17 protein-coding genes are annotated in these 19642 nt (G+C 69.5%); 7 read left to right on the top strand and 10 right to left on the bottom strand.

Annotated features, from left to right (window positions below):
* Positions 1–23 precede the first annotated feature (23 nt).
* From AB0C38_RS44390 to AB0C38_RS44370, 5 genes are all read right to left on the bottom strand, one after another.
* Entirely contained in the window at positions 24–3677 is a 3654-nt protein-coding gene (locus AB0C38_RS44390) for a family 78 glycoside hydrolase catalytic domain (RefSeq protein ID WP_360685824.1), read from the bottom strand.
* 206 nt (positions 3678–3883) lie between these two features.
* Positions 3884–5176, bottom strand: a complete 1293-nt coding sequence (locus AB0C38_RS44385; RefSeq protein WP_360685821.1) for a DJ-1/PfpI family protein — start codon at positions 5174–5176, stop codon at positions 3884–3886.
* Position 5177: 1 nt separating this feature from the next.
* Complete coding sequence (locus tag AB0C38_RS44380) at positions 5178–5567, bottom strand: hypothetical protein (RefSeq protein ID WP_360685818.1); 390 nt, start codon at positions 5565–5567, stop codon at positions 5178–5180.
* A 99-nt stretch (positions 5568–5666) separates the two neighbouring features.
* The gene (locus AB0C38_RS44375) at positions 5667–6311 is read right to left on the bottom strand and encodes a response regulator transcription factor (protein ID WP_360685815.1); all 645 of its coding nucleotides are present in this window, start codon (positions 6309–6311) and stop codon (positions 5667–5669) included.
* Complete coding sequence (locus AB0C38_RS44370; RefSeq protein WP_360685812.1) at positions 6308–7390, bottom strand: sensor histidine kinase; 1083 nt, start codon at positions 7388–7390, stop codon at positions 6308–6310. The genes AB0C38_RS44375 and AB0C38_RS44370 overlap by 4 nt, the downstream gene beginning before the upstream one ends.
* A gap of 116 nt (positions 7391–7506) precedes the next feature.
* Here AB0C38_RS44370 and AB0C38_RS44365 point away from each other — a divergent pair, with 116 nt between their 5' ends.
* The 3 genes from AB0C38_RS44365 to AB0C38_RS44355 all read left to right on the top strand — a co-directional run bounded on the left by AB0C38_RS44365 (position 7507) and on the right by AB0C38_RS44355 (position 12473).
* The gene (locus tag AB0C38_RS44365) at positions 7507–10086 is read left to right on the top strand and encodes a glycosyltransferase (protein ID WP_360685809.1); all 2580 of its coding nucleotides are present in this window, start codon (positions 7507–7509) and stop codon (positions 10084–10086) included.
* Positions 10086–11534: a radical SAM protein gene (locus AB0C38_RS44360; RefSeq protein WP_360685807.1), complete on the top strand. Its 1449-nt coding sequence runs from the start codon at positions 10086–10088 to the stop codon at positions 11532–11534. The genes AB0C38_RS44365 and AB0C38_RS44360 overlap by 1 nt, the downstream gene beginning before the upstream one ends.
* A 99-nt stretch (positions 11535–11633) precedes the next feature.
* The gene (locus AB0C38_RS44355; protein ID WP_360685804.1) at positions 11634–12473 is read left to right on the top strand and encodes a GH25 family lysozyme; all 840 of its coding nucleotides are present in this window, start codon (positions 11634–11636) and stop codon (positions 12471–12473) included.
* Here the strand turns inward: AB0C38_RS44355 and AB0C38_RS44350 are convergent.
* Positions 12470–12745, bottom strand: coding sequence for a hypothetical protein (locus tag AB0C38_RS44350; RefSeq protein ID WP_360685801.1), 276 nt, complete (start codon positions 12743–12745; stop codon positions 12470–12472). The two genes, AB0C38_RS44355 and AB0C38_RS44350, sit on opposite strands and share 4 nt — an antisense overlap.
* Positions 12746–12834: 89 nt before the next feature.
* On the opposite strand from AB0C38_RS44350, the gene AB0C38_RS44345 reads away from it, so the two are divergent.
* From AB0C38_RS44345 to AB0C38_RS44335, 3 genes are all read left to right on the top strand, one after another.
* Positions 12835–14079 carry a GDSL-type esterase/lipase family protein gene (locus AB0C38_RS44345; protein WP_360685798.1) on the top strand — a complete coding sequence of 415 codons (1245 nt, stop codon included), beginning with the start codon at positions 12835–12837 and terminating at the stop codon, positions 14077–14079.
* Positions 14080–14170: 91 nt separating this feature from the next.
* Complete coding sequence (locus AB0C38_RS44340) at positions 14171–14560, top strand: hypothetical protein (protein WP_360685795.1); 390 nt, start codon at positions 14171–14173, stop codon at positions 14558–14560.
* A 34-nt stretch (positions 14561–14594) separates the two neighbouring features.
* Positions 14595–14942, top strand: a complete 348-nt coding sequence (locus AB0C38_RS44335; protein ID WP_360685997.1) for a ClpX C4-type zinc finger protein — start codon at positions 14595–14597, stop codon at positions 14940–14942.
* Here AB0C38_RS44335 and AB0C38_RS44330 read toward each other — a convergent pair.
* The 4 genes from AB0C38_RS44330 to AB0C38_RS44315 all read right to left on the bottom strand — a co-directional run bounded on the left by AB0C38_RS44330 (position 14932) and on the right by AB0C38_RS44315 (position 17732).
* Positions 14932–15747: an SAM-dependent methyltransferase gene (locus tag AB0C38_RS44330; protein ID WP_360685792.1), complete on the bottom strand. Its 816-nt coding sequence runs from the start codon at positions 15745–15747 to the stop codon at positions 14932–14934. The two genes, AB0C38_RS44335 and AB0C38_RS44330, sit on opposite strands and share 11 nt — an antisense overlap.
* 89 nt (positions 15748–15836) lie before the next feature.
* Positions 15837–16256 (bottom strand): hypothetical protein, encoded by a 420-nt coding sequence (locus AB0C38_RS44325; RefSeq protein WP_360685790.1) that lies wholly within the window; start codon positions 16254–16256, stop codon positions 15837–15839.
* Positions 16253–17137, bottom strand: coding sequence for a class I SAM-dependent methyltransferase (locus tag AB0C38_RS44320; protein WP_360685787.1), 885 nt, complete (start codon positions 17135–17137; stop codon positions 16253–16255). The genes AB0C38_RS44325 and AB0C38_RS44320 overlap by 4 nt, the downstream gene beginning before the upstream one ends.
* 61 nt (positions 17138–17198) lie before the next feature.
* Positions 17199–17732, bottom strand: a complete 534-nt coding sequence (locus AB0C38_RS44315) for a hypothetical protein (protein WP_360685784.1) — start codon at positions 17730–17732, stop codon at positions 17199–17201.
* Positions 17733–18330: 598 nt separating this feature from the next.
* On the opposite strand from AB0C38_RS44315, the gene AB0C38_RS44310 reads away from it, so the two are divergent.
* Positions 18331–19257 (top strand): hypothetical protein, encoded by a 927-nt coding sequence (locus AB0C38_RS44310; RefSeq protein WP_360685781.1) that lies wholly within the window; start codon positions 18331–18333, stop codon positions 19255–19257.
* Positions 19258–19642 lie beyond the last annotated feature (385 nt).

The raw sequence follows: 19642 nt of genomic DNA, 5'->3' as shown, positions 1-19642 counted from the left end.
AAGCGGCGGTACCGGCTCTCGATTCACGCGGTGGCGGTGAAGGTGTACGAACCCGCCGGCACGAAGTACGACCCGGTCGACGACGGCACCGCTTCCGGCGGCGCCACGACCGACCCCGGCTGCGACGTCGGTACCTGGACCGTCGCCGAGCTGCCGGCCGGGACCGTCACCCGCAGCGTCAGCTTCCCGGCCGAGACCGACCAGTCGCTGACCGCGCCGCCGTACGGCGTCTCGTACGCCGACTTCGCCGACGTCAAGCCGCCGCCCGGACGCGGCGCCACCAGCAGCGACGCGTAGCCCGGGGACGCCGGCGAGAGCCCGCCGACCGAGCGGTACAGGAAGTCGCCCACCGAGCCGAGGCCGTAGTGGTTGAACGAGTTCATCCCCGGGTCGTTGAACGACCCGTCCGGCTTGATCCCGTCCCAGCGCTCCCAGATCGTCGTCGCGCCGTGGCCGATCATGTAGCCCCAGCCGGGGAAGTCCGGCTGCAGCAGCACCTGGTACGCGACATCCGCGTGGCCGTGCGCGGCCAGCACCGGCAGCAGGTTCTCGACGCCGAGGAACCCGACGCTGAGGTGCCCGTTCGCCGCGGCGACCCGCGCGGCCAGCTTGTCCGCCGCCGGCTGGACGCGGTTGGCCGGCAGCAGCCCGAACGCCAGCGCCAGGACGTACCCGGTCTGCGTGTTCGCGCCCACCGTGCCGTCGGCCTGGACGAACCGGTTCGTGAACGCCGTCCCGATCTGGTCGGCCAGCGTCCCGTACTTCGTCGCCTCGGCGGTGTGTCCCGTGGCCGCGGCCATCCGGGACACCAGCCGGGACGACCACGCGAAGAACGCCGTCGAAATCAGGTCCTGCGCGGTGTTGTCGTTGACGTTGAGCCAGTCGCCGAACGTCTGGTGGTCGCGGATCAGGTCGGCGCCGGACGTCGAGCGCAGGTACTCGACCCACTTGACCATGGCGGCGAAGTGCTCGTTGATCACGCCGGTGTCGCCGTAGCGCTGCCACAGGGTGTAGGGCACGATGACGCCCGCGTCACCCCAGCCCGCCGTGCCCGAGCCGTCGAGCACGCCCGGCGCGACGTCGGTGAACGACCCGTCGGCGTGCTGCGCGTCGACCAGGTCGTCGCTGAACTTGCCGAGGAAGTTCGCGACGTCGAGGTTGAACGTCGAGGTGCCGGCGAAGATCCCGATGTCGCCGGTCCAGCCGAGCCGCTCGTCGCGCTGCGGGCAGTCGCTCGGCACGGACAGCATGTTCGAGCGCTCACCCCACAGGATGTTGTGCTGCAGCTGGTTCACCTGCGCGTTCGACGTCGTGAAGGTGCCGGGCTGCGCGCCGGCCGTCCACATCGCCCGCCCGGTCAGCGTCGCCGCCGTCGGAGCGGAAGGCAGGCCGGTCAGCTCGACGTAGCGGTAGCCGTGCACGGTGAAGCGCGGCTCGTACGTCTCGGTGCCGCCGGTGCCCGCCAGGGTGAACCGGTCGGTCGCCTGCGCCGCGCGCAGGTTCGTCGTGTAGATCGTGCCGTCGGGGTTGAGCACCTCGGCGTGCCGCATGGTGACCGTCGTGCCGGCCGGGCCGGTCACCGAAAGCCGGTTCCAGCCGCTGAAGTTCTGGCCCAGGTCGGCGACCCAGACCCCCGGCTTCGGCTGGGTCCACGCGACGGGCTTGAACTCCTGCTGCACCGTGACGCCGTTGTCCACCTGGGACACCAGGTTCGGCTTGGTGCCGGTCTTGACGCGGGGTGCCGCCCAGGCGCGGTCGTCGAAGCCGGGCCGGTCCCAGCCGGACGCGAGCCGGGCGTCGTAGGTTTCGCCCTGGTAGAGGTCGTCGGCGCGGATCGGGCCGTCGCCGGTCTTCCAGGTGCCGTCGGTCGCGACCGTGGCCGTCGTACCGTCGGTGAAGGTCAGCTTCAGCTGCGCCGAGTACCACGGCTCGGTGCCGTACTTCTGGCTGCCGGCGATGCCGACGCTCCCGGAGTACCAGCCGTTGCCGACCATCGCGCCGAGGACGTTCTCGCCCTGGCGGACCTGGCCGGTGACGTCGGAAACGCGGTACTGCAGGCGCTTCGCGTAGTCGGTCCAGCCGGGTGCCAGGACCTCCGCGCCGACCTTGGCGCCGTTGAGGTGGGTCTCCTGCAGGCCGAGGGCCGTGGTGAGCAGCCGCGCGCTCGCGATCGGCTTCGACACCGTGAAGCTCTTGCGCAGCAGGGGAGAGGGTGCGCTCACGGCGACGTTCGCGCCCCACGGTCCGGTGCCGTACGCGGCCACCGCCCGCGCGGCCGGCCAGGAGCTGTCGTCGAAGGTGCGTTGCTGCCAGCCGTCCGGGCCGGTCTGGCTCGCCTTCCAGGACGCGTCGGAGACCACTGACGGTCCACCTTGGACGGTCAGCTTCGCGATCGTCCCGGCCGGGCTCTGGGTGGTGTTCTCACTCCTGACGGCGATCGTGTTCGCGCCCGCGGTCAGCAGGTTCCCGACCTCGAGGACGGCGGCCGTCTTCCACGAGTCGGTGACCCGCGGCGAGTCGCTGACCTGCGTTCCGTTGACCCACACGGTCGCGCTGTCGTCACCGGTCACGACGAGCGTGGCCTTCGACGGCGCGGCGGTCAGAGTGAGCGACTTGCGGAAGAACCGGGTCGAGGGCGGGACCCCGCCGGCCGGATCGCCTTCGGGGTACCAGATCCAGCTCGCGCCGGCGAGGTCCGGGCCCGCCGCGGCGCGGCCGAGGAAGGCACCGGTCCATTCGGCCGCCGGGTCGCGCAACGCCGTTTCGAAGCGCTGCACCGGGCTCCAGTCGCTCATCCGGCCCTCGGCGTCCCAGACGCGGACGCGCCACGTGTACGCGGTCAGCGAGGTCAGCGCCGGGCCGCCGTAGGCGACGTCGGCCTGCTGCGCGGAGGCGACGCGGCCGCTGTCCCAGACGTCGGTGCCGCCGGCGGACACCACGAGCTGGTACGCCGACTGCCGTTGCTGCGCGGCCGAGGACGCCAGTTTCCAGGCGAACCGCGCTTGGGCCGGGTCGACGCCGAGGGGGTTGACGCGTTGCCCGACGGTGGCGCTCGCGACCGAAAGCGGCGTCTTCGCCGAGCCGTTCGGGGTGGTGACGCCGCTGCCCCAGGGCGCCGCGCCGTAGGTGCCGAGATCCGCGGCCGCGGGCCAGGTCCCGTCGGCGAAGCCGGGCTGCTCCCAACCGTCCGGCGCGGTGGTCGCGCTCTTCCAGCCGGCGCCGGTGGCCAGGTCGGTGGTGCCCGAAGCGGTCGTCACGCGCAGCCGCCCGAGCAGGCCGGCCGGGCCACCGGCGTTGCGGACGGCGACGGCGAGGGTGTTGACGCCGGGAGCCAGCGCGGGCCGCAGGTCCACGGGCAGCGACGTCCGCCACGAGTCGGTGGTGCGGGCCGAGGAGGCCAGGGGCTTGCCGTTGAGCCAGACGTCGGTGGTGTCGTCGCCGGTGACGACGAACTGGGCGTCGCTGACCGCGCCGGCGGGCGCGGTGAACGTCGTGCGGAAGTAGCGGGTCGCGGCCGGGGCGCTGACCCGGGCGTCGCCTTCCGGGTACCAGATCCAGTGCGCGCCGGCCAGGTCGACCGGTGGGGCCGCGCCGGCCGGGGGAACCGAGGCGGCGGTGAGAACCAGGATCGCGGCGAGCGTGGTGGTGGTCGCGCGCCAGAGCTTCGAGGGCAGCATGCGGGCTCCCTAACGGCGGGGACGGGGCGGCGAGATTTAAAACGTTTCAATAGAGCGTGATACGTGACTGTAATCACGAACTCATACGTTGGCAATACTCCACCGGGACGCACACTTGGTGAATCGCTTCGACAACGGGCGGATTCCTAAATCGTTTTAGGCATGCCGAACGCCCCGATTCGCGGGGGAATCGGGGCGTTCAGCGCTCAGCTCCGGCGCCGCTTCCGCAGGACCACGGTGACCACCGCCGCGCCCAGCAGGACCAGGGCGACCGGCAGCGCCGTGGGCAGCCACGGCCACGCCCGGCCTTCGAAGACGACCCCGTCGGTGGGCAGCTCCAAGGTCTTCGCGGTCCAGCGCGCGGTCGCGACGTCCGTGGTGCGCGAAAGCGCGCTCACCGCGGTGTCGTAGGCGAAGCCGGGCCGGTCGTGGATGTACTCCGGAGCCGGGCCGCCGGGCGGGGTCGTCACTCCGCGCGTCGCGCCGGGCACCACCAGCCGGTCGAGGTCCGCCGCGGCGAGCGTCGCGCGGGGCACGAAGGTCAGGCCGTGCCGGGAGCGGATCGGGGCGCCGTCGGTGCTCACGGCGAGGGTGCGCGAGGACAGCGACTGACCTTCGGTGTCGAACACCGACGCGAGCTCGATCTCGCCGACCCCGTCGGCGAGCAGGACGCCGATCTCGTCCGGGTTCCAGCGGAAGCCGGCGTTGACGATCGCGGCCGCGTCCGGCATCGACGCCGGCGGGTGCACCGGAACCCTGGTGCCGTAGCGCGTCCAGCCGATCGCCTTCGCGGCGTCGGCCGCCACCGCGGGGTCCGTCAGCCGCTCGACCCAGTGCAGCGTCCCGTCGATGCCGGAGAGGATCCCGGCGGTGGTGACGACGTCGCCGTCGTCGACGAACCGCTGGTCACGCACCCAGCGCACGGCGGGGTAGTCGGCTTCCCAGGTTTCGAGCTTCAGCCAGTGCGCGGTGGCCGGACGGCCGTCGAGCAGGCCGGCGGAAGCGAGCACGCCGCCGCCGTTGCAGACGCTCAGCAGCTTCGCGCCGTGGGCGGCCTGCGTACGCAGCCAGCTCTTGACCGGCTCGGTGCTGGGCTCGCCGACGTCCGGCAGCGCGGGCACGACGACGAGGTCGGGCGCCTTCGGGCCGAGCAGGGCGGCGAGGTCGTCGAAACTCAAGTCGGGCATCAGGTCGAGGCCCCCGGTCAGCGGCTTCGGCTCCCGCTTCGGTGCGACAGCGTAGACGTTGAACCGGCCGGTCGAGGCCAGGATCTCGTACGGCGCGAGGGTGTCGGAGACGACGGCCCCGCGGTCGCCGACCACGATCACCGCGGTCGGCTTGGCCGGGTCGTGGGCCGGCGGCGCCGCGGCGGGCACCGGCCGGTCCGGACCGGGGGAGTAGAGCGCCCCGAACGCCGACAGCGCGGAGACGGTCGCGCCGATGGCGGGGACCGCGAGCACGGCGATGACCAGGGCGCACCACTTCAGGAATCCGCGCATGTCAGTGCCAGTACTCTGCGCGGCGCCACACCATGGCGGCCAGCATCAGCGGGAACATGATCACGTGCCCGGCGACCATCAGGGTGCCGCCACCGATCGCGCCGAGCCAGAACGGCACGAGCAGCGCGACGAACGGCAGGTACATCGCGGCGGCCATCTCGGCGATCCGCGGCCACGAGTGCCGGCGCAGCAGCATGGCCGCGGTCATGGCGACGGTCATGTTCGTGGCCATGACGAGCGCGTCGACGTCCGCGCGCTCCAGCCAGGCGGCCGGCCAGAGCGGGTGGAGCACCACCATCCCGACGAGCATGGCGGCGACCATCTCGACGTAGTGCCCGGTGAACCGGGCGAGCTTGCGGGCGGTGGTCCGGGGCGGTGCGGCGGTGGTCATTTCGGGTTCCCTCCAGTGCGGTTTCGCTCCTGGACGAGAATCCCGGGTGCCGGCCGGATCGGGACGTGCCGGAAGTCATGACCCGGGTCATGTGACTGCTCAGAGCAGGCCGAGATCCCGGGCCCGCAGCGCGGCCTGGGTGCGGTCCCGGGCGCCGAGCTTGCCCAGCAGGTTCGTCACGTGGTTCTTCACCGTGCCTTCGGCGAGGAACAGCTTCGCGGCGATCTCGCGGTTGCTGCGGCCGTCCGCGAGCAGGCGCAGCACCTCCCGCTCCCGCTCGGACAACGGCACCACCAGGGGCTGCGGAGCCGGTTCGGGCAGCTGCGCGAACCGCGCGACGACCTTCGCGGCGACCGACGGCTGCAGCACCGACTCGCCGCGCGCGGCGGCCAGCACCGCTTCGATCAGCCGGGCCGATGAGACGTCCTTGAGCAGGTATCCGACCGCACCCGCGCGGAGGGCGGCGAAGACGTCTTCGTCGTCGTCGAAGGTGGTCAGCGCGATGATCCGGACGGCCGGGTGCTCCAGCCGTAGTCGTCTGGTCGCGCCGATGCCGTCGAGGACCGGCATGCGCAGGTCCATCAGGACGACGTCCGGCGCCAGCTCCGCCGTCCGGCGCAGTGCTTCCTCGCCGTTGCCCGCCTCGCCCACGATGTCGATGCCGTCGTGCGTCGCCAGCAGGGTGGCGAGAGCTTCGCGGAACAGCGCCTGGTCGTCGACGAGCAGGACGCGGACCGGTGTCATCCCGGAACCTCCATGCTCAGCGCGCTGCCCTCGCCCGGCGCCGAGGTGAAGTCGAGCTTGCCACCCAGCTGTTCGGCGCGTTCCCGCAGCCCCAGCAGCCCGAAGCCGGGGGACGCGCCGCCGTCCGAGCCGGCGCCGTCGTCGCGGACCACGACGCGGACCGAAGCGTCGGCGTAGTTCAGGACCAGCTCGACGCGCTCCGCACCGGCGTGCTTGCGGACGTTCGTCAACCCTTCCTGCACCGTCCGGAAAAGGGCTTCGCGCTGCTCTTCCGGCAGCGGCCGCTCGGCACCGGAAACCGTGAGCCCGCCCGGGACACCCGCCTCGGAGACCAGCGCCCGCAACGCGTCCGGCAACGGCACCGACCGCGGCTCGCGCAACGCTTTCACCGAGCGGCGCACCTCGGCGAGCGCCTTCTCGGCCTGCTCCTGCGCCTTCGCGAGGACCTCGTCGGCCTTGCCCGGGTCCTTCGGCAGCACCGCCCGCGCGGCCTTGACCTGCATCTGGACGACGGTGAGCGAGTGCCCGAGCCCGTCGTGGATGTCGCGGGCGACGCGGTTGCGCTCCTGCGCCGTCGCCAGCCGTTCGGCCTGGGTGGCGTAGTCGCGCAGCTTCTCGTGCGCCTCGGCGAGTTCGCCGCGCGAGCGCTGTTCGCGCAGCAGCAGCTCGGTGATGACGGCCGCGAACAGCACCGAAACGAGCGTGCCGAGGCCTTCCCGCAGACCTTCGCCGAGCGACATCCCGAGGTGCACGAGCGGCACCACGGCGATCACGAGCGCGATCACCGGCAGCGGCAGGCGCAGCAGCACGGACTGGCTGACCAGCACGACGAGGAACAGCGTCGCGCCGACCCCGGCGCTGATCGTGAACGTCACGAACGCCAGCGGCAGCTGGACACCGACGTACACCGCGGGCCACGCCCACCCGTCGCGGGTGCGCACCCAGCCGAAGCCCGCCGTCGCGAGCACGGTGAAGACCGCGCCGAACACCAACGCGAGCGCGGGCTCCCCGGAGCCGAGGACCCCGAGCACGATCGAGAGGAAGGCGCCGCAGGTCAGCACCCCTAGGGCCCGGTTCATGGGGTCACTCTGGGGCGTCCGGCGCCCGCGGTCAACCACTTCGCTCACGCGGCCGTCCGGACTCCCGCCGCTTACGCTGGGGACGACGGCGAAGCCGAGACGGGAGTCCGACATCGATGTCAGTCCTCTGGGGCGTGTCCTTCGACGCCACCGCGCTGTCCGGAGTCGTGGTCGAGTTCCTCAAGACGGCGCGCCGGTTCGCCGGGCACCGGGTCCACCTCGACCTCGGCTATGACATCAAGGCCGACAAGGGCGCGTTCTTCCGGCCCTACCGCGACGAAGCCGGGCTGCTGCCCGGGTGGGTCACGCTCGACCGCGTCGAGGGCGTCGGCGGGATTCGCGGCTACGACGGCGAGTTCGTCGAGCGGGTCCTGCGCGAAGTCGTCCAGAACGGCGACGAGACGCTGCGCCCGGAGATCGACCGGATCGCCGATGAGCTGGCCGGGAAGATCGTGGCCGCCTGGGAACGCCTCGGCGTCACGATGGTGATGGTGGAGAACGGCACGCTGCCCGAGAACATCACCTACACCGAAGCGCTTTACCGTGCGATCGACCGCTACGGTGCCCGCCACCGCCTCGGCCGGTTCGTGTTCTGGCGTGACCACGACCTCATGTGGCAGAGCGAACCGGGCATCGCCAAGTACGGCCGATTCCCCTACCCCGGCGTCCCCGCACCGCGGAATTCGCCGCACATCCACTACTTCGCGCTCCACGAGCAAGCGAAGGCGAAGACGCTGGAGTGGGTGCCGGACCTGCGGGCCATCGACGTCCTGCCCAACGCGTTCGCCATCGCGCCCGCGCGGGTCGACGAGCGCAACGCGGGTTTCCGGCGTGACCACGGCATTCCCGACGGCGTCCCGTTGCTCGCCCGGATCACGCGGATCATCCCGCAGAAGCGCATCGACCGGGACCTGCACCTGCTGGCACTGCTGCCCGGCGTCTGGCTGTTCGTCGCCGGCGACGTCGACGAGACCCCGGCCGAGCACTCGCGCCTCACGGACCTCGCCACCCGGCTCGGCGTCCGCGACCGCGTCGTCTTCGGCGGCTGGCTGACGCCGTACGACACGGCCGTCCCCGGCCGGTACTCGGTCCGGGACCTCCTCTCCCACGCGACGGTCGTGTCCTTCCTGACCTCCTACGACTACGAGAGCTACGGCAACCCGGTCAGCGAGGCGATCGCCTCCGGGACGCCGTACATCACGAGCGGGTACGAGCTCTACGACGTCGTCTACGGCCGCAAGGGTTACCGGGCGCCCGTGCTGGACATCCGGGCCCGCGACCTGCCGGACGACGCGTTCGCCCGCGAGGTTGCCGAGCTGATCACCGACGAAGGGAAACGGGCGGACGTGGTGCGGGCGAACTCCGAACTCGGGCAGGCGCACTTCGGCACGCGGGTCGTCGACGACCTCGTCGACCGGCTTTACCCGCCGCCGATGGGAGCGGGCACGCGGCTTTCGGTCGTCCTGCCGGTCTACAACGAGGCCGCGAACCTGCCGGAGGTCTTGCGGACGCTGCACGACCAGCGCGACGGCAACGCGCCGCTCGACAAGGGCCGGTACGAGGTCGTGCTGGTCGACAACAACTCGACCGACGACACCGTGGCCGTCGCGCGCGCCTTCGCAGCTTCGCATCCGGACCTGGCGCTGCACGTGATCGCCGAGTCCGAGCAGGGCGTGTCGTGCGCGCGGCGGGCGGGCATGGACTTCGCCGCGGCGCGCAGCCGGAACCGCCCGGACACCGATCCGGGGGAGCGGTTCTACCTCGTGTCGGCCGACGCGGACTGCCGCGTCGACCCGCATTGGCTGAGCGAGCTGTTCGCCGCGATGGAGTCGAGCAAGGCCGCGATCGGCGTCTGCGACTACTACTACGACTTCGCGCACTTCACCGGGCGGCCACGGCTGTGGGACGCGATCCAGCGGACGCTGCGATGCCGCGCCGTCACGTTCTCGCTGTTCGGCGGCTTCCCGGATGGCAAGGGTTTCGCCGTCGAGCGCGACGCTTACGAGCGCGCGGGCGGCATCGAGATCTTCTACCAGCTGCAGGACGGGAAGTTCGTCAGCCACCTGTCCGACGACTGGGACTTCGGCATCAAGGTGGCCAGCGGCGGCGACGCGATCACGTACGCGCCGCGCTCCCGCGTCGAGATCAACCCGCGCCGCGTCGACCACGCCATCGACGAGGTCATCGCCGGCCGGGCGTACGGCTCCGACGGCATCATCGTCATGCGGGACATCCGGCCTTCGGTGCCTGCCGCCGCCGCGGATCTGACCGAGGCCGAGGCGCGGCAGGCGTGGGAGTTCTCGATCAAGGACTTCACGCCGAAGAACACGATCCTGCCGGTGTTGTTGACGCCGGCGCTCTTGGAGGACGACGCTGTCATCGCGTTCTTCGGCACGGACCTGGCGGCCCGGCTCGCCCGCCGGATCGCCGAGATCCGCGACGGGATGCGCGTCGTCGACTTCACGCCGATCCACGCGTACAAGACGCCGTCGTACCGGCTGTACTTCGAGTTCGCCGACGACCTGTTCGCCTGTCTGCGGCGGCACGTCGGTGAAGACATCGGTTTCCCGCCGCCGCTCCCGCCGTGCCTGGCGGAGATCCCGGCGGAGCGCTTCGCGGAGTTCGTCCACTACTACTGCGAGGACCGGGAATCCGGAGAGGCCCACAACTATTTCGGCAACGGAGGGGTGTTCTGATGACCCTCGCCTACGAAGAGGCGATCGGCTCGCTGCACACGCTCGACCCGGCGTGGCCGCGGCCCGCCGTGCTCGACGTCCTCGAGGCGCCGGAGAACCGGCACCTCCTGGACTTCGTGCAGGAGGACCCGTTCGGGGCGCACGTCTTCCCGGGCAACGTCCCCGGCTCGCCGTCGGACTTCCTGCGTGATCTGGACGCGCAGCTGGCTTCGTCGAGGCCGATCCACCTGTGGTCCTACATCCCGACGTGCGCGTACCGCTGCCGGTTCTGCCAGTACCCGGTGGTGCTGGTCAAGGGCAAACCCGAAGTGCAGTACGAAAAGGCGAAGCACTGGGTCGACCTCAACATCGCCGAAGCCCGGCTGTGGCTCGACGCCGTCCCGCACCTGGCCGGGGCCGAGGTGGGGGAGTTCAACGTCTTCGGCGGCACGCCGTCGCTGCTGCCGGAGCCGGAGATCCGCCGGCTGCTGGAGTTCTACCGTTCGGAGTTCGGGTTCACCGCCGACACGACGATCCGGTTCGAAGGCGACCCGAGCACGTTCACCCCGGCCAAGCTCGAGCTGCTGCGGGACCTGGGCTGCACCAAGCTGTCCAGCGGCGTCCAGTCGTTCGACGACCACGTCCTGGAGCTGTGCGGCCGCGAGCACAGCGCCGAGATGTGCGTCGACTTCGTCCGGAACGCCCGGTCGCTCGGCTTCGAGTGGGTCAGCATCGACCTGATGTACGGCCTGCTCGACCAGACCCTGGACAGCGTCCGCCGCGACCTCGACGTCGTGCTGGAGAACGAAGTCACGGCCGTCGTCTGCACGAAGCTGCACCTGGCCTCCTACAGCGACACCCGCACCGGCGTGACCGGCGAGAAGCCGGCGGCGTGGCAGCTGCCGGCGTACCGGGACAAGCTGGTGCGCGACGGCCACCGCTGGCCGACCCTCGGCGAGCAGTACCAGATGCGGGAGCTGCTCACCGACGGCCTGCGCGGGGCGGGCTACACCGAGCACCCGACGATGTACTTCGCGCGCGCCGGCCTCGGGCCCGAGAAGTGGAAGGCCATCATGGTCGACCAGGACAAGCAGGAGGCCGAGGTCGCGATCGGCCTGGGCGGCAGTTCCAGTTGCCGCGCTTCGGAGGCGATCACCGACGTCAACTCCAAGCGGTACATCGAAACCGTTTCGGGCGGCCGCATTCCGCTGGGCTCGGCGACGCGGTTCACGCCCGAGGCCCAGGAGGCGCGAGCGGTGAAGATGGCGCTGACGACGTTGCAGCCGTTGCGGGATTCCTTGCACGCGTCGGGGTTCCCCGGGCGTTCGCTGTTCGCGGAACCGTGGCTGGGGAAGTTCCGGTCGCTGGCCGCGCGGGGCCTCGTCGAGCTGCGCCCCGACGACGGCGTGATCCAGCTGACTCCACCGGGAGAAGTGCTGGTCGAGGCCATCATCACCACCGAGCTCTGAGAACCAAGATCACTACATCGGGTGACACAAGTCTCGCGGGGAGCGATCAGGGCAGGCAGCATGGGGTCCGGACGTGCCCGTACCGAGATCGGAGCCCTGATGAGCCGAACCGTTGCCGGACACGACGAACAGCGGTGGCGGCCTCGGCTCGCCGCAGCGAGCGCCTTGGCCGCGTTCGCTTCGGTGGTCGTCGCCGTACCCGCCGAAGCCGCACCTGACTACTCGCTCGCCGACACGAACTTCGCGGGCACGCAGATCGCTTTGCACGAAGGCGTCGTGCCGGGCTCGGCCCGCGCCGACACGACCGACCAGACACTCGGCCACGACGTCAGCGGGCACCAGGGCCCGGTCGACTGGGGCGCCGCGGCGGCCGGCGGCGCCAAGTTCACCTACGTCAAGGCGACCGAAGGCACCGGGTTCGTCAACCCGCAGTACAGCCAGCAGTACGACGGCGCGCACGCGGCGGGCCTGATCCGCGGCGCGTACCACTTCGGCCGGCCCGACATCTCGGGCGGCGCGGAGCAGGCGGAGTACTTCATCGCCCACGGCGGCGGCTGGCGGTCCGACGGCAAGACGCTCCCGGGCGCGCTGGACATCGAATACAACCCGTACGGCGACGTCTGCTACGGCAAGAACCAGGCCGACCTGACGGCGTGGATCACCGACTTCACCCGGACGTACCTGGCGAAGGTCAAGCGCAGCGCGCTGATCTACACCAGCACGGCGTGGTGGAAGCAGTGCACCGGCAACGCGGCGAAGTTCGGGAACACGAACCCGCTGTGGCTCGCGCGGTACGGACCGGAGGTCGGGGAGCTCCCGGCGGGCTGGGACAAGCAGAGCATCTGGCAGTTCGCGCGTGGCGGCGGCCTCCCGGGCGACCAGAACTACTACAACGGCCCGCTCGGCCGGGTCGTGGCGCTGGCCGGTGGCGCGGCTTAACGCTCCCAGTGGCCCGTCAGGTCCGGCCACGGCGGCCGGCGCAGCACGGCGAGCGTGCCGAGGGTGGCGGCGACCAGGCCGGTGCCGACGGCCAGCAGCGCGACTCGCGTCGCGTCGACCGCCGGCTCGAACTTGGCCTGGCCCTCCCGGATCGCGAAGACCCCGGGCGGGCTGGTCACCGTGATCACCGTCGTGCCGTCGGGTGTCTCGTACGGCTCTCCGAAGATCCGCGGGGTGCTCTCGCTGCGGTGGGGCAGGCCTCGTAGCGTCATGCCTGCTCATGCAACGCGAAAACCCGGCCGCTGACAAGATCGGACAAGCTGCTTGCCGCTTTCGTGACCGGCTCCCTACCATCGATCGGATGCGAGCAGCCCATCGGATCGCTGTACTGGCCACGATTTCCGCATTGGTCGTCGCCTCGGCGCCGGGCGCGGACGGTGCGGGACCCGCCTGGTTCACGTCGTGGGCGCAGTCCCAGGACGGCCGCACCGACGCGCCGGTGTCAGGCCAGTCCCTGCGCATGATCACCCACCTCAGCCAGGGCGGCGACGCGGTGCGCGTCCGGCTCCAGAACACCTTCGGCACCGGGCCGCTGACCATCGACCACGCCACCGCCGGGCTCAGCACGACCGGTGCCGGGGTATCGGGGACGCGCGACCTGACGTTCGCCGGCCGGTCCGCCGTCACGATCCCCGTCGGCGGCGACATCTGGAGCGACGAAACCCGGCTCGTGACGCGTCCCGACACGAACCTCGCGGTGAGCATGTTCGTGGCGGGCACGGCTACTCCCGGCCGCCACGGCGCGGCCCTGCGGGACAACTACCTGAGCGCGCCGGGGTCGGGGGACCACACGGCTGATGCTTCGGCTGCCGCTTTCACTTCCACCGTCGGCTCGACTTACGTGGTCAGCGCGGTCGACGTGCACAACTCGGCGTTGAAGGGCACGGTCGTCCCGTTCGGCAGCTCGGTCGTCGACGGCATCGGCAGCACCAACTGCGGCCCCGGCTGCACCCAGCTCGGCGCGGACCGGCGCTGGACCGACGACCTCGCGCGGCGGATCGTCGCGGAGTCGCCCGCTTCGGCCCAGCTGGCGGTGGCCAACGCCGGCGTCTCGGGCACGACGAGTGCGGCGTCGTGCCCCGGTTCCCCGCCGTCCATCACCGGGCTGGACGCACTGAGCCGGCTCGACCGCGACGTCCTGTCGCTGCACGGCGTGACGTCGGTGATCTACTACTACGGCACGAACGACCTCGCGTACGGCTGCGACGCGGCGACGATCCTCGACAGCTACCGGGCGGTGTTCCAGCGCCTGCGCGCGGCGGGCATCGCCGTGTACGTCACGCCGAGCACGCCCCGCCCGGGGTACGACGACGCGGCGAACCTGGCGAGGCACGAGATCGCGCTGTTCGTCTCCCGGTGGGCTTCGTGCGGCGGCCTGTGTTCGGGCGTGGTGGACTTCGACGTGGTGCTGAAGGACCCACTGAAGCCGAACATCATCCTCCCGGCCTACGACAACGGTGACGGCATCCACGCCAACGCGGCGGGTCAGCAGGCTTTGGCGGACTTCATCTCCCTGCCGATGCTGGCCGGCTCCGTGCGTCGATGACCCGATCCGGGCGGGTTGTTCACACGATGGCGTGACCCCGCGAGTCGGAGTGGCCGGTCTGTGCCCGCGGGTGCCCAAAGTACGTCCGGTGATGAACAACTCGATGGACGACGCCGGCTGCTGCCTGCTGTCGGTGGCCTGGAACGTCGCCCCGCTGACCGAAGGGCGGCCGGAGTCCCGGCGCGGTGACCTCCGGCGCACCGTCGTCGCCGTGTGCCGCACCGCCGGGCACGGCGCCCGCGACTGGGCCACGCGCAACGGAACCGGCACCGAGGCCGAGTACCGGCCGTTCCTGCAGCTCGCCGACGTCGCCTACGAGATCGCCACCTTGCTGCAGCTGGTCGAGGACTTCCTGGTGCCGGACCTCGAACGCGAGCACCGCCGCTGGGCCGAGATCGAAGAGCTGACTTCGCGGCTCACCGAGCTCGCCGAGTGGACGTCGGCGTTCTTGAGCTTGTCAGGCTGCGCCTTACGCGCGTAAGGTACACCCTGACAAGGGAGGTTTCATGACCGCGGTGATCGCACGTTGTTCGTTCTGTGCCAAGCCGAACACCGAAGTGGAAACACTCGTCGGCGGTCCGGGGGTGTTCATCTGCGACGGGTGCGTCCAGCTGTGCGTCTCGGTGATCGACGGCAAGCCGTCGGACGCGCCGCTCATCGCACCGTGGGAGCACGACCTGCCGCTGGCGCAGGTGCTCCAGAACCTCGGCCCGGTCGCGGCCGCGACCACGCAGGTGCAGCAGAACCTGGCCGCGTGGGTCGGCAAAGCGCGGACCCTGGGCGGCACGTGGGCGCAGATCGGCGTGGCGCTGGGGATGACCCGCCAGTCGGCGTGGGAGCGGTTCGGTTCGGCTACGGCTTGACGCCGGGTTTGACGCCTACGCCCGCGTAGAGGCCGTCTTCTTCGGGGTCGACGACGGCGGCGAGCCGGTCCGGCCGCCAGTTCGCGGAGGTGGTCAGCCCGGGTTCGACGAGCTCGAAGCCGTCGAAGAGGGCCAGCACCTCGTCACGCGAGCGCGGGTAGATGGAGTCCTGCGTCGACCGCATGGTCTCGGCGATCTTGGGGTCGCGCAGGACGGCGAAGTCGTTGGTCAGGTGGGTGAGCGCGAGGTGGCTGCCGGGCGCGAGGGCGTCCCGGTAGGAGGTGAAGATCCGGCTCACGTCCGGGAGGTAGTGCCCGAGCGTGATGGCCAGCAGCCCGACGGGTTTGCCGAGATCGAGCAGGTTCTGCACAGGCCCGGAACCGAGGACGGCTTCGGTGCTCGTGGCATCGGCCTCGAAGGCCTCGGCGTTCGGGTTGTCCTTGAGCAGCATGAGACTGTGCGCGACGGCGACGGGTTCGTAGTCGACGTAGACGACCTTGCAGTCGGGATCGACCGCCTGGGCGACTTCGTGCACGTTGCCGACGGTCGGGATCCCGGAGCCGAGGTCGAGGAACTGCCGGATGCCCTGCTCGAGCATGAACCGCACAACGCGCCGGAGGAAGGCCCGGTTCCGCCGGGCGATGGCGGCGACCTGAGGCTGGATGGCCTCGAGTTTCTGGGCGACGGCCCGATCGGCGGCGAGGTTGTGGGCCCCGCCGAGCAGGTAGTCGTAGATCCGGGCGGCGCTGGGCCGGGAAAGGTCGGCTCCGGGCGGAATCCAGTCCGCGCCTTCCTGATCGGTCATCGCATCCCCCTCGAATCGGCTCCGATCACCCTACCGGGTCCGGTCTGCCGTGCCCCCGGGTTCCTCCGCGATCGAGACGGCCCGCGGGCTCACCTGCAGGACGTGTCGCCCCGGGTGACCCAGCAGATGTCGACCGAGTAGCCCTCGGGGTCGAGCAGCGAGATCCCGATCTTCGAGGCTCCGCCGGGCACGTTCGCCGTCAGCGGGATGTGCTGCGGCGAAGACATGGTGCACCACAGTCTGGTGCCCTTGAGGTCCAGGACATTGGTGACGCTGTCGAACGCCGCCGCGTTCACGCGGCGGCAGCGGTTGCTCGACGGGTAGACGACGCCATCGACGCTGGCCGACCTGTTGGTGAAGTTGACGGTACCGCTGAAGTACGTCCCATCATTGCCGGACAGGTAAACGGTGGCCCCGTCCGCGGCCAGTGCGTCGGGTGCGCCTACCAGCGTCAGTCCGGTGGCTGCCATGAGCGTGGCCAGCACTGCGGTCGTTCTCTTCACAGTCATACCCTTTCCATCGAGGACAATGGGAAATGCCAGACGACCAACGCGGGCGTCCCGGCGGCTCGTTTCGCTTCGGGCACCATGTCGGCCAGGCACCACGGCCACAGTTCCCATGGCCCCAGCACTGTCCGGGGCCCCGACCGTTCGCCGGTCGGCACCGGAGGTTCCTCGCAGCGACGCACCTGCAGTCCCGCCGGCAGCGCGGCTCGCAGGTAGTCCCCGATCGAGTGCCGGTAGGAGCTCAGGCGCCCAGGTCGGCCCTCGGCATCGCGCACGGGCGGAACGGCGCCCTGCGCCACGCGCTCGGGGTGCATGTCGGCGATCACCAGGTGCCCGCCCGGCCGCAGAACCCTGGCGAACTCCGCCAGCACCGGCTCGAGCGTCGAGACGTGGGTCAGCGCCAAGCCGCACACGACCAGATCGACCTCGGCGTCGGCGACCGGGAGCCGGTGCAGATCCCCTCGCAGGAATTCGGCTTGGGGCACCCGGACATGCGCCCGGGTAAGCATGTCGGGTGAGCTGTCCACCCCGATGACCCGATGGCCACGCCCGGCCAGAAACTCGGCGTAGCGCCCAGTCCCGCACGCGGCATCCAGCGCAACCCCCACGGGCAGCGAGCTCACGATCTCCTTGACGACGGGCTCGTCGATGTCGAACGCCGAGTTGGGCCGGTCATAGGTAGCCGACCACAGCCGATAACCCGCAACGGAGTCGACCCGGTCGACTTCCACGGCCGCGTCCGCCAACGCCTCGTCGGCGAGGATCCCGCGGACCTCAGCGATCCGAGCCTCCACGAAGTCCCGATCGAACTCTCCGGTGAACGCGCGTAGCAAGGCAATGCCTTCAAGCCCGAGCAGGTACGCGCGAGGGTCTTCATGGATCACCCGCCGGAGGCTAACGACGCGCCTCCGTCCGAGCGACCGAGTTTCGCCGACCACGAGCCGCTCAGCTGACGGCAAGCGAAAGCGTGTTGTCGTTGAATAAGCGGCCGAAGCACCTGGTCAGGTTCTCGCAGTTCTGATTCGAGGTGACGCCGTTGCCGTTGAAGCCCGTGCCGGTCCAGAAGGTGACGGAACACCCGGAGCCGGCCTTGATGACGTACGAGCTGATGCGCCCGGCCACGTTCAAGCCGTTGGAGAAGTGCCGCAGGCCAAGGTTTCCTTCCGACGCCTCGTTCGGCACCTTGGGGGCGTCGCAGTAGGTACGGCCGTAGGCGCTGGCGAAGTTCAGGTATCCACTCCCGCCGTGCCAGTCGGTGCTGTCGAACACGGTGAGCAAGGGGCTCAGCGCGAGGTCCGCTTGGTGGGACTCAAGCGCTTGCTCGGTGGTGAAGCAGGCTTGCGGGCCACCGGCGAGGTCCTGAACGCAGTAGGGGCTCGCCTCGGCGGTAGTCGGCAGGACGACGACGGTGGCCGCTGCGACCGCCACGCTGACGATGGCTCTCCATGGTTTCATCGTGTGCGCCCTTTCAGCTTCCATCGGGTCTGCCCCTCCGGCCCGGCAACCTTCGACCCCAACACGCCTCACTCGGCGAGTGGTTTAGCCGGCAGACGCGAAGTAGCCCATTTGCCGGTCGAGGAGATCTCGTGGCCCCACGGGTACCGGCACCAGTCCGGCCGGTGAAGGTCGAGGCCGCGATGCCTCGCGCGGGTGATCGCGGACGAAGCAAGGCGGCGACACAAAGGGCCCGTGAGCTGTGGTTATGTTGCTCACGGGCCCTGCAAGTGCTTTCGTCGGGCTGACACGATTTGACCCTGCGACCCCTGCTCTAATCCGGTCAGGGTCCGACCTTGGTCTTGGGTAGTTACAGGCCGCTTTACCTCGGAAAACACGCGTGTTGCTGATCGTCGGCGGTGGGTGAACGTCGGTGCCATGTGGCATGCATGTGGCACCGATCAGGTGGCGTCGTCGCTTCCGAGTGCGGTGTCGGGACCGTAACGGCCAGATCGTGGTCGACGACTTCCGGGCAGCTGATCTTCTGAGGTGAGCCACAGGAAGAGGGAGTCAAATGGTGACAAATAGTAAGCCCAGGGGTCGCGCTTTCGAACTGGCGCATCCAATCTATTTGGATACGCCCATGCTGGTGAGCTTCTTGGCTGCGCTGGAAGATGGCGTTTCATTTACGAGTGAGATTGCGGAGAAACAGGCCGAGAGCAAGAAGTCTGGCGGCGAGGGTTCAGTTGGAGTGAAACTTCCAAGTCTTGCTACATTGCTAGGTTTGAGTCTGGCTGTAAATGGTAAATACTCGCGCGAATCGGGAGGCGACCAGAGTACCGAAAGTAAATTTGTGCGCGAGCACACTTCCGCTTCTCTCTTCAATCGTCTCCGGGCGCGACTTCATGCCGACGGCTTGGTGGTGAGGGTTGGGGAGGACGTCTCCGTGGAGGCAATCAAGTCGGGCGACATAGTTGAGTTGGCAGGTCAATTTGAAGTGTCTCCGATGCGGACCCTAGTGGAGTTCATGAATAGCCTATCTCCGTTTGTTGAGGAGGAGGCTGCGAAGGCTGGTGCAGGCGCCCCTTTGGTCAAGCGCAACGAGCGCAAAGGCATGAGTCCGGAGCAGTTGGCCGCCTTGGAACTTGAAGAAGCCGCTCGGGCGTCGGCTCGCGAGTTAGCCGAGTCGAACGCGGCAACCATGCGGATGGTCAAGATAATTGAATCTGACCTAGATTCTTCGCCGGTAATCGACCTAATATTCAGGCAATCAAAAGTTTCAGGTATCGTTACAGCGAGTCGCGAGTACTTTAATTCTGAAGTAGCTGCCGCACTGGTTGGTGGGCAATTTAGCTTCCTGGGAAAGGTGACGGCTGTTGATCTTCGAGAGGATGCGCAAAACTCGGTGGTTCGGAGGGGTGGCCTAGGGCCGTTTGCCAAGAGTTTGGTTGAACCGTTGATCGAGGAAATGCGCGAGAAATGGAGGGAGAGTGGCGCGGAAGTTGCACTCCCAGGGGTGCATTTGAATGGATACTACATTCAAGTTATACCGTTAGCTATCTTCGTCTAGTCTCGACGAGACTGCAATAATCGTATTGGACGGGCTTCGGTATCTCGTCGACCTGGTGCAGCCCGATCACGGTGTGTCAAGAAGGTGCTTTCCGCCTGTCTGCCACCTACATGCTCGGCTGCCCCTTGTTGTGGTGTGATAGCCCTCCGGGAGGTCGTCGAGATGCCGTTTGGCTAGATACGGACGCGGCTGCCGCGCTCGACTCGGCCATCTCGGAGGCCTGCCCGTCCGGAGAGGATTCTCTCCTTCTTGAGCTGCGGTCCCCGGTGCAGCCGCCGGCCGGTCGCGTGGGTGCCGGAGGCGGGTCCCGCGCGTGCCGGCCGATAGCGGCGCGGCCCCGGAGGGGCCGCCTTGAACAACAAAACAAACACGAAACCCAAACGTA

It is taken from the genome of Amycolatopsis sp. NPDC048633, from assembly GCF_040650695.1.
Lineage (GTDB): Bacteria > Actinomycetota > Actinomycetes > Mycobacteriales > Pseudonocardiaceae > Amycolatopsis.
The sequence above is the reverse complement of the archived record's forward strand: the minus strand, read 5'-3'. Positions and strand labels throughout refer to the sequence as shown.

Bases quoted from the DNA above. Each gene is read 5' to 3' on its own strand.
- AB0C38_RS44325 (WP_360685790.1), bottom strand. From the start codon at position 16,256: ATGACTGTGAAGAGAACGACCGCAGTGCTGGCCACGCTCATGGCAGCC.
- AB0C38_RS44330 (WP_360685792.1), bottom strand. From the start codon at position 15,747: ATGACCGATCAGGAAGGCGCGGACTGGATTCCGCCCGGAGCCGACCTT.
- AB0C38_RS44360 (WP_360685807.1), top strand. From the start codon at position 10,086: ATGACCCTCGCCTACGAAGAGGCGATCGGCTCGCTGCACACGCTCGAC.
- AB0C38_RS44380 (WP_360685818.1), bottom strand. From the start codon at position 5,567: ATGACCACCGCCGCACCGCCCCGGACCACCGCCCGCAAGCTCGCCCGG.
- AB0C38_RS44340 (WP_360685795.1), top strand. From the start codon at position 14,171: ATGAACAACTCGATGGACGACGCCGGCTGCTGCCTGCTGTCGGTGGCC.
- AB0C38_RS44355 (WP_360685804.1), top strand. From the start codon at position 11,634: ATGAGCCGAACCGTTGCCGGACACGACGAACAGCGGTGGCGGCCTCGG.
- AB0C38_RS44310 (WP_360685781.1), top strand. From the start codon at position 18,331: ATGCTGGTGAGCTTCTTGGCTGCGCTGGAAGATGGCGTTTCATTTACG.
- AB0C38_RS44350 (WP_360685801.1), bottom strand. From the start codon at position 12,745: ATGACGCTACGAGGCCTGCCCCACCGCAGCGAGAGCACCCCGCGGATC.
- AB0C38_RS44365 (WP_360685809.1), top strand. From the start codon at position 7,507: ATGTCAGTCCTCTGGGGCGTGTCCTTCGACGCCACCGCGCTGTCCGGA.
- AB0C38_RS44345 (WP_360685798.1), top strand. From the start codon at position 12,835: ATGCGAGCAGCCCATCGGATCGCTGTACTGGCCACGATTTCCGCATTG.
- AB0C38_RS44315 (WP_360685784.1), bottom strand. From the start codon at position 17,732: ATGGAAGCTGAAAGGGCGCACACGATGAAACCATGGAGAGCCATCGTC.
- AB0C38_RS44370 (WP_360685812.1), bottom strand. From the start codon at position 7,390: ATGAACCGGGCCCTAGGGGTGCTGACCTGCGGCGCCTTCCTCTCGATC.
- AB0C38_RS44385 (WP_360685821.1), bottom strand. From the start codon at position 5,176: ATGCGCGGATTCCTGAAGTGGTGCGCCCTGGTCATCGCCGTGCTCGCG.
- AB0C38_RS44375 (WP_360685815.1), bottom strand. From the start codon at position 6,311: ATGACACCGGTCCGCGTCCTGCTCGTCGACGACCAGGCGCTGTTCCGC.
- AB0C38_RS44390 (WP_360685824.1), bottom strand. From the start codon at position 3,677: ATGCTGCCCTCGAAGCTCTGGCGCGCGACCACCACCACGCTCGCCGCG.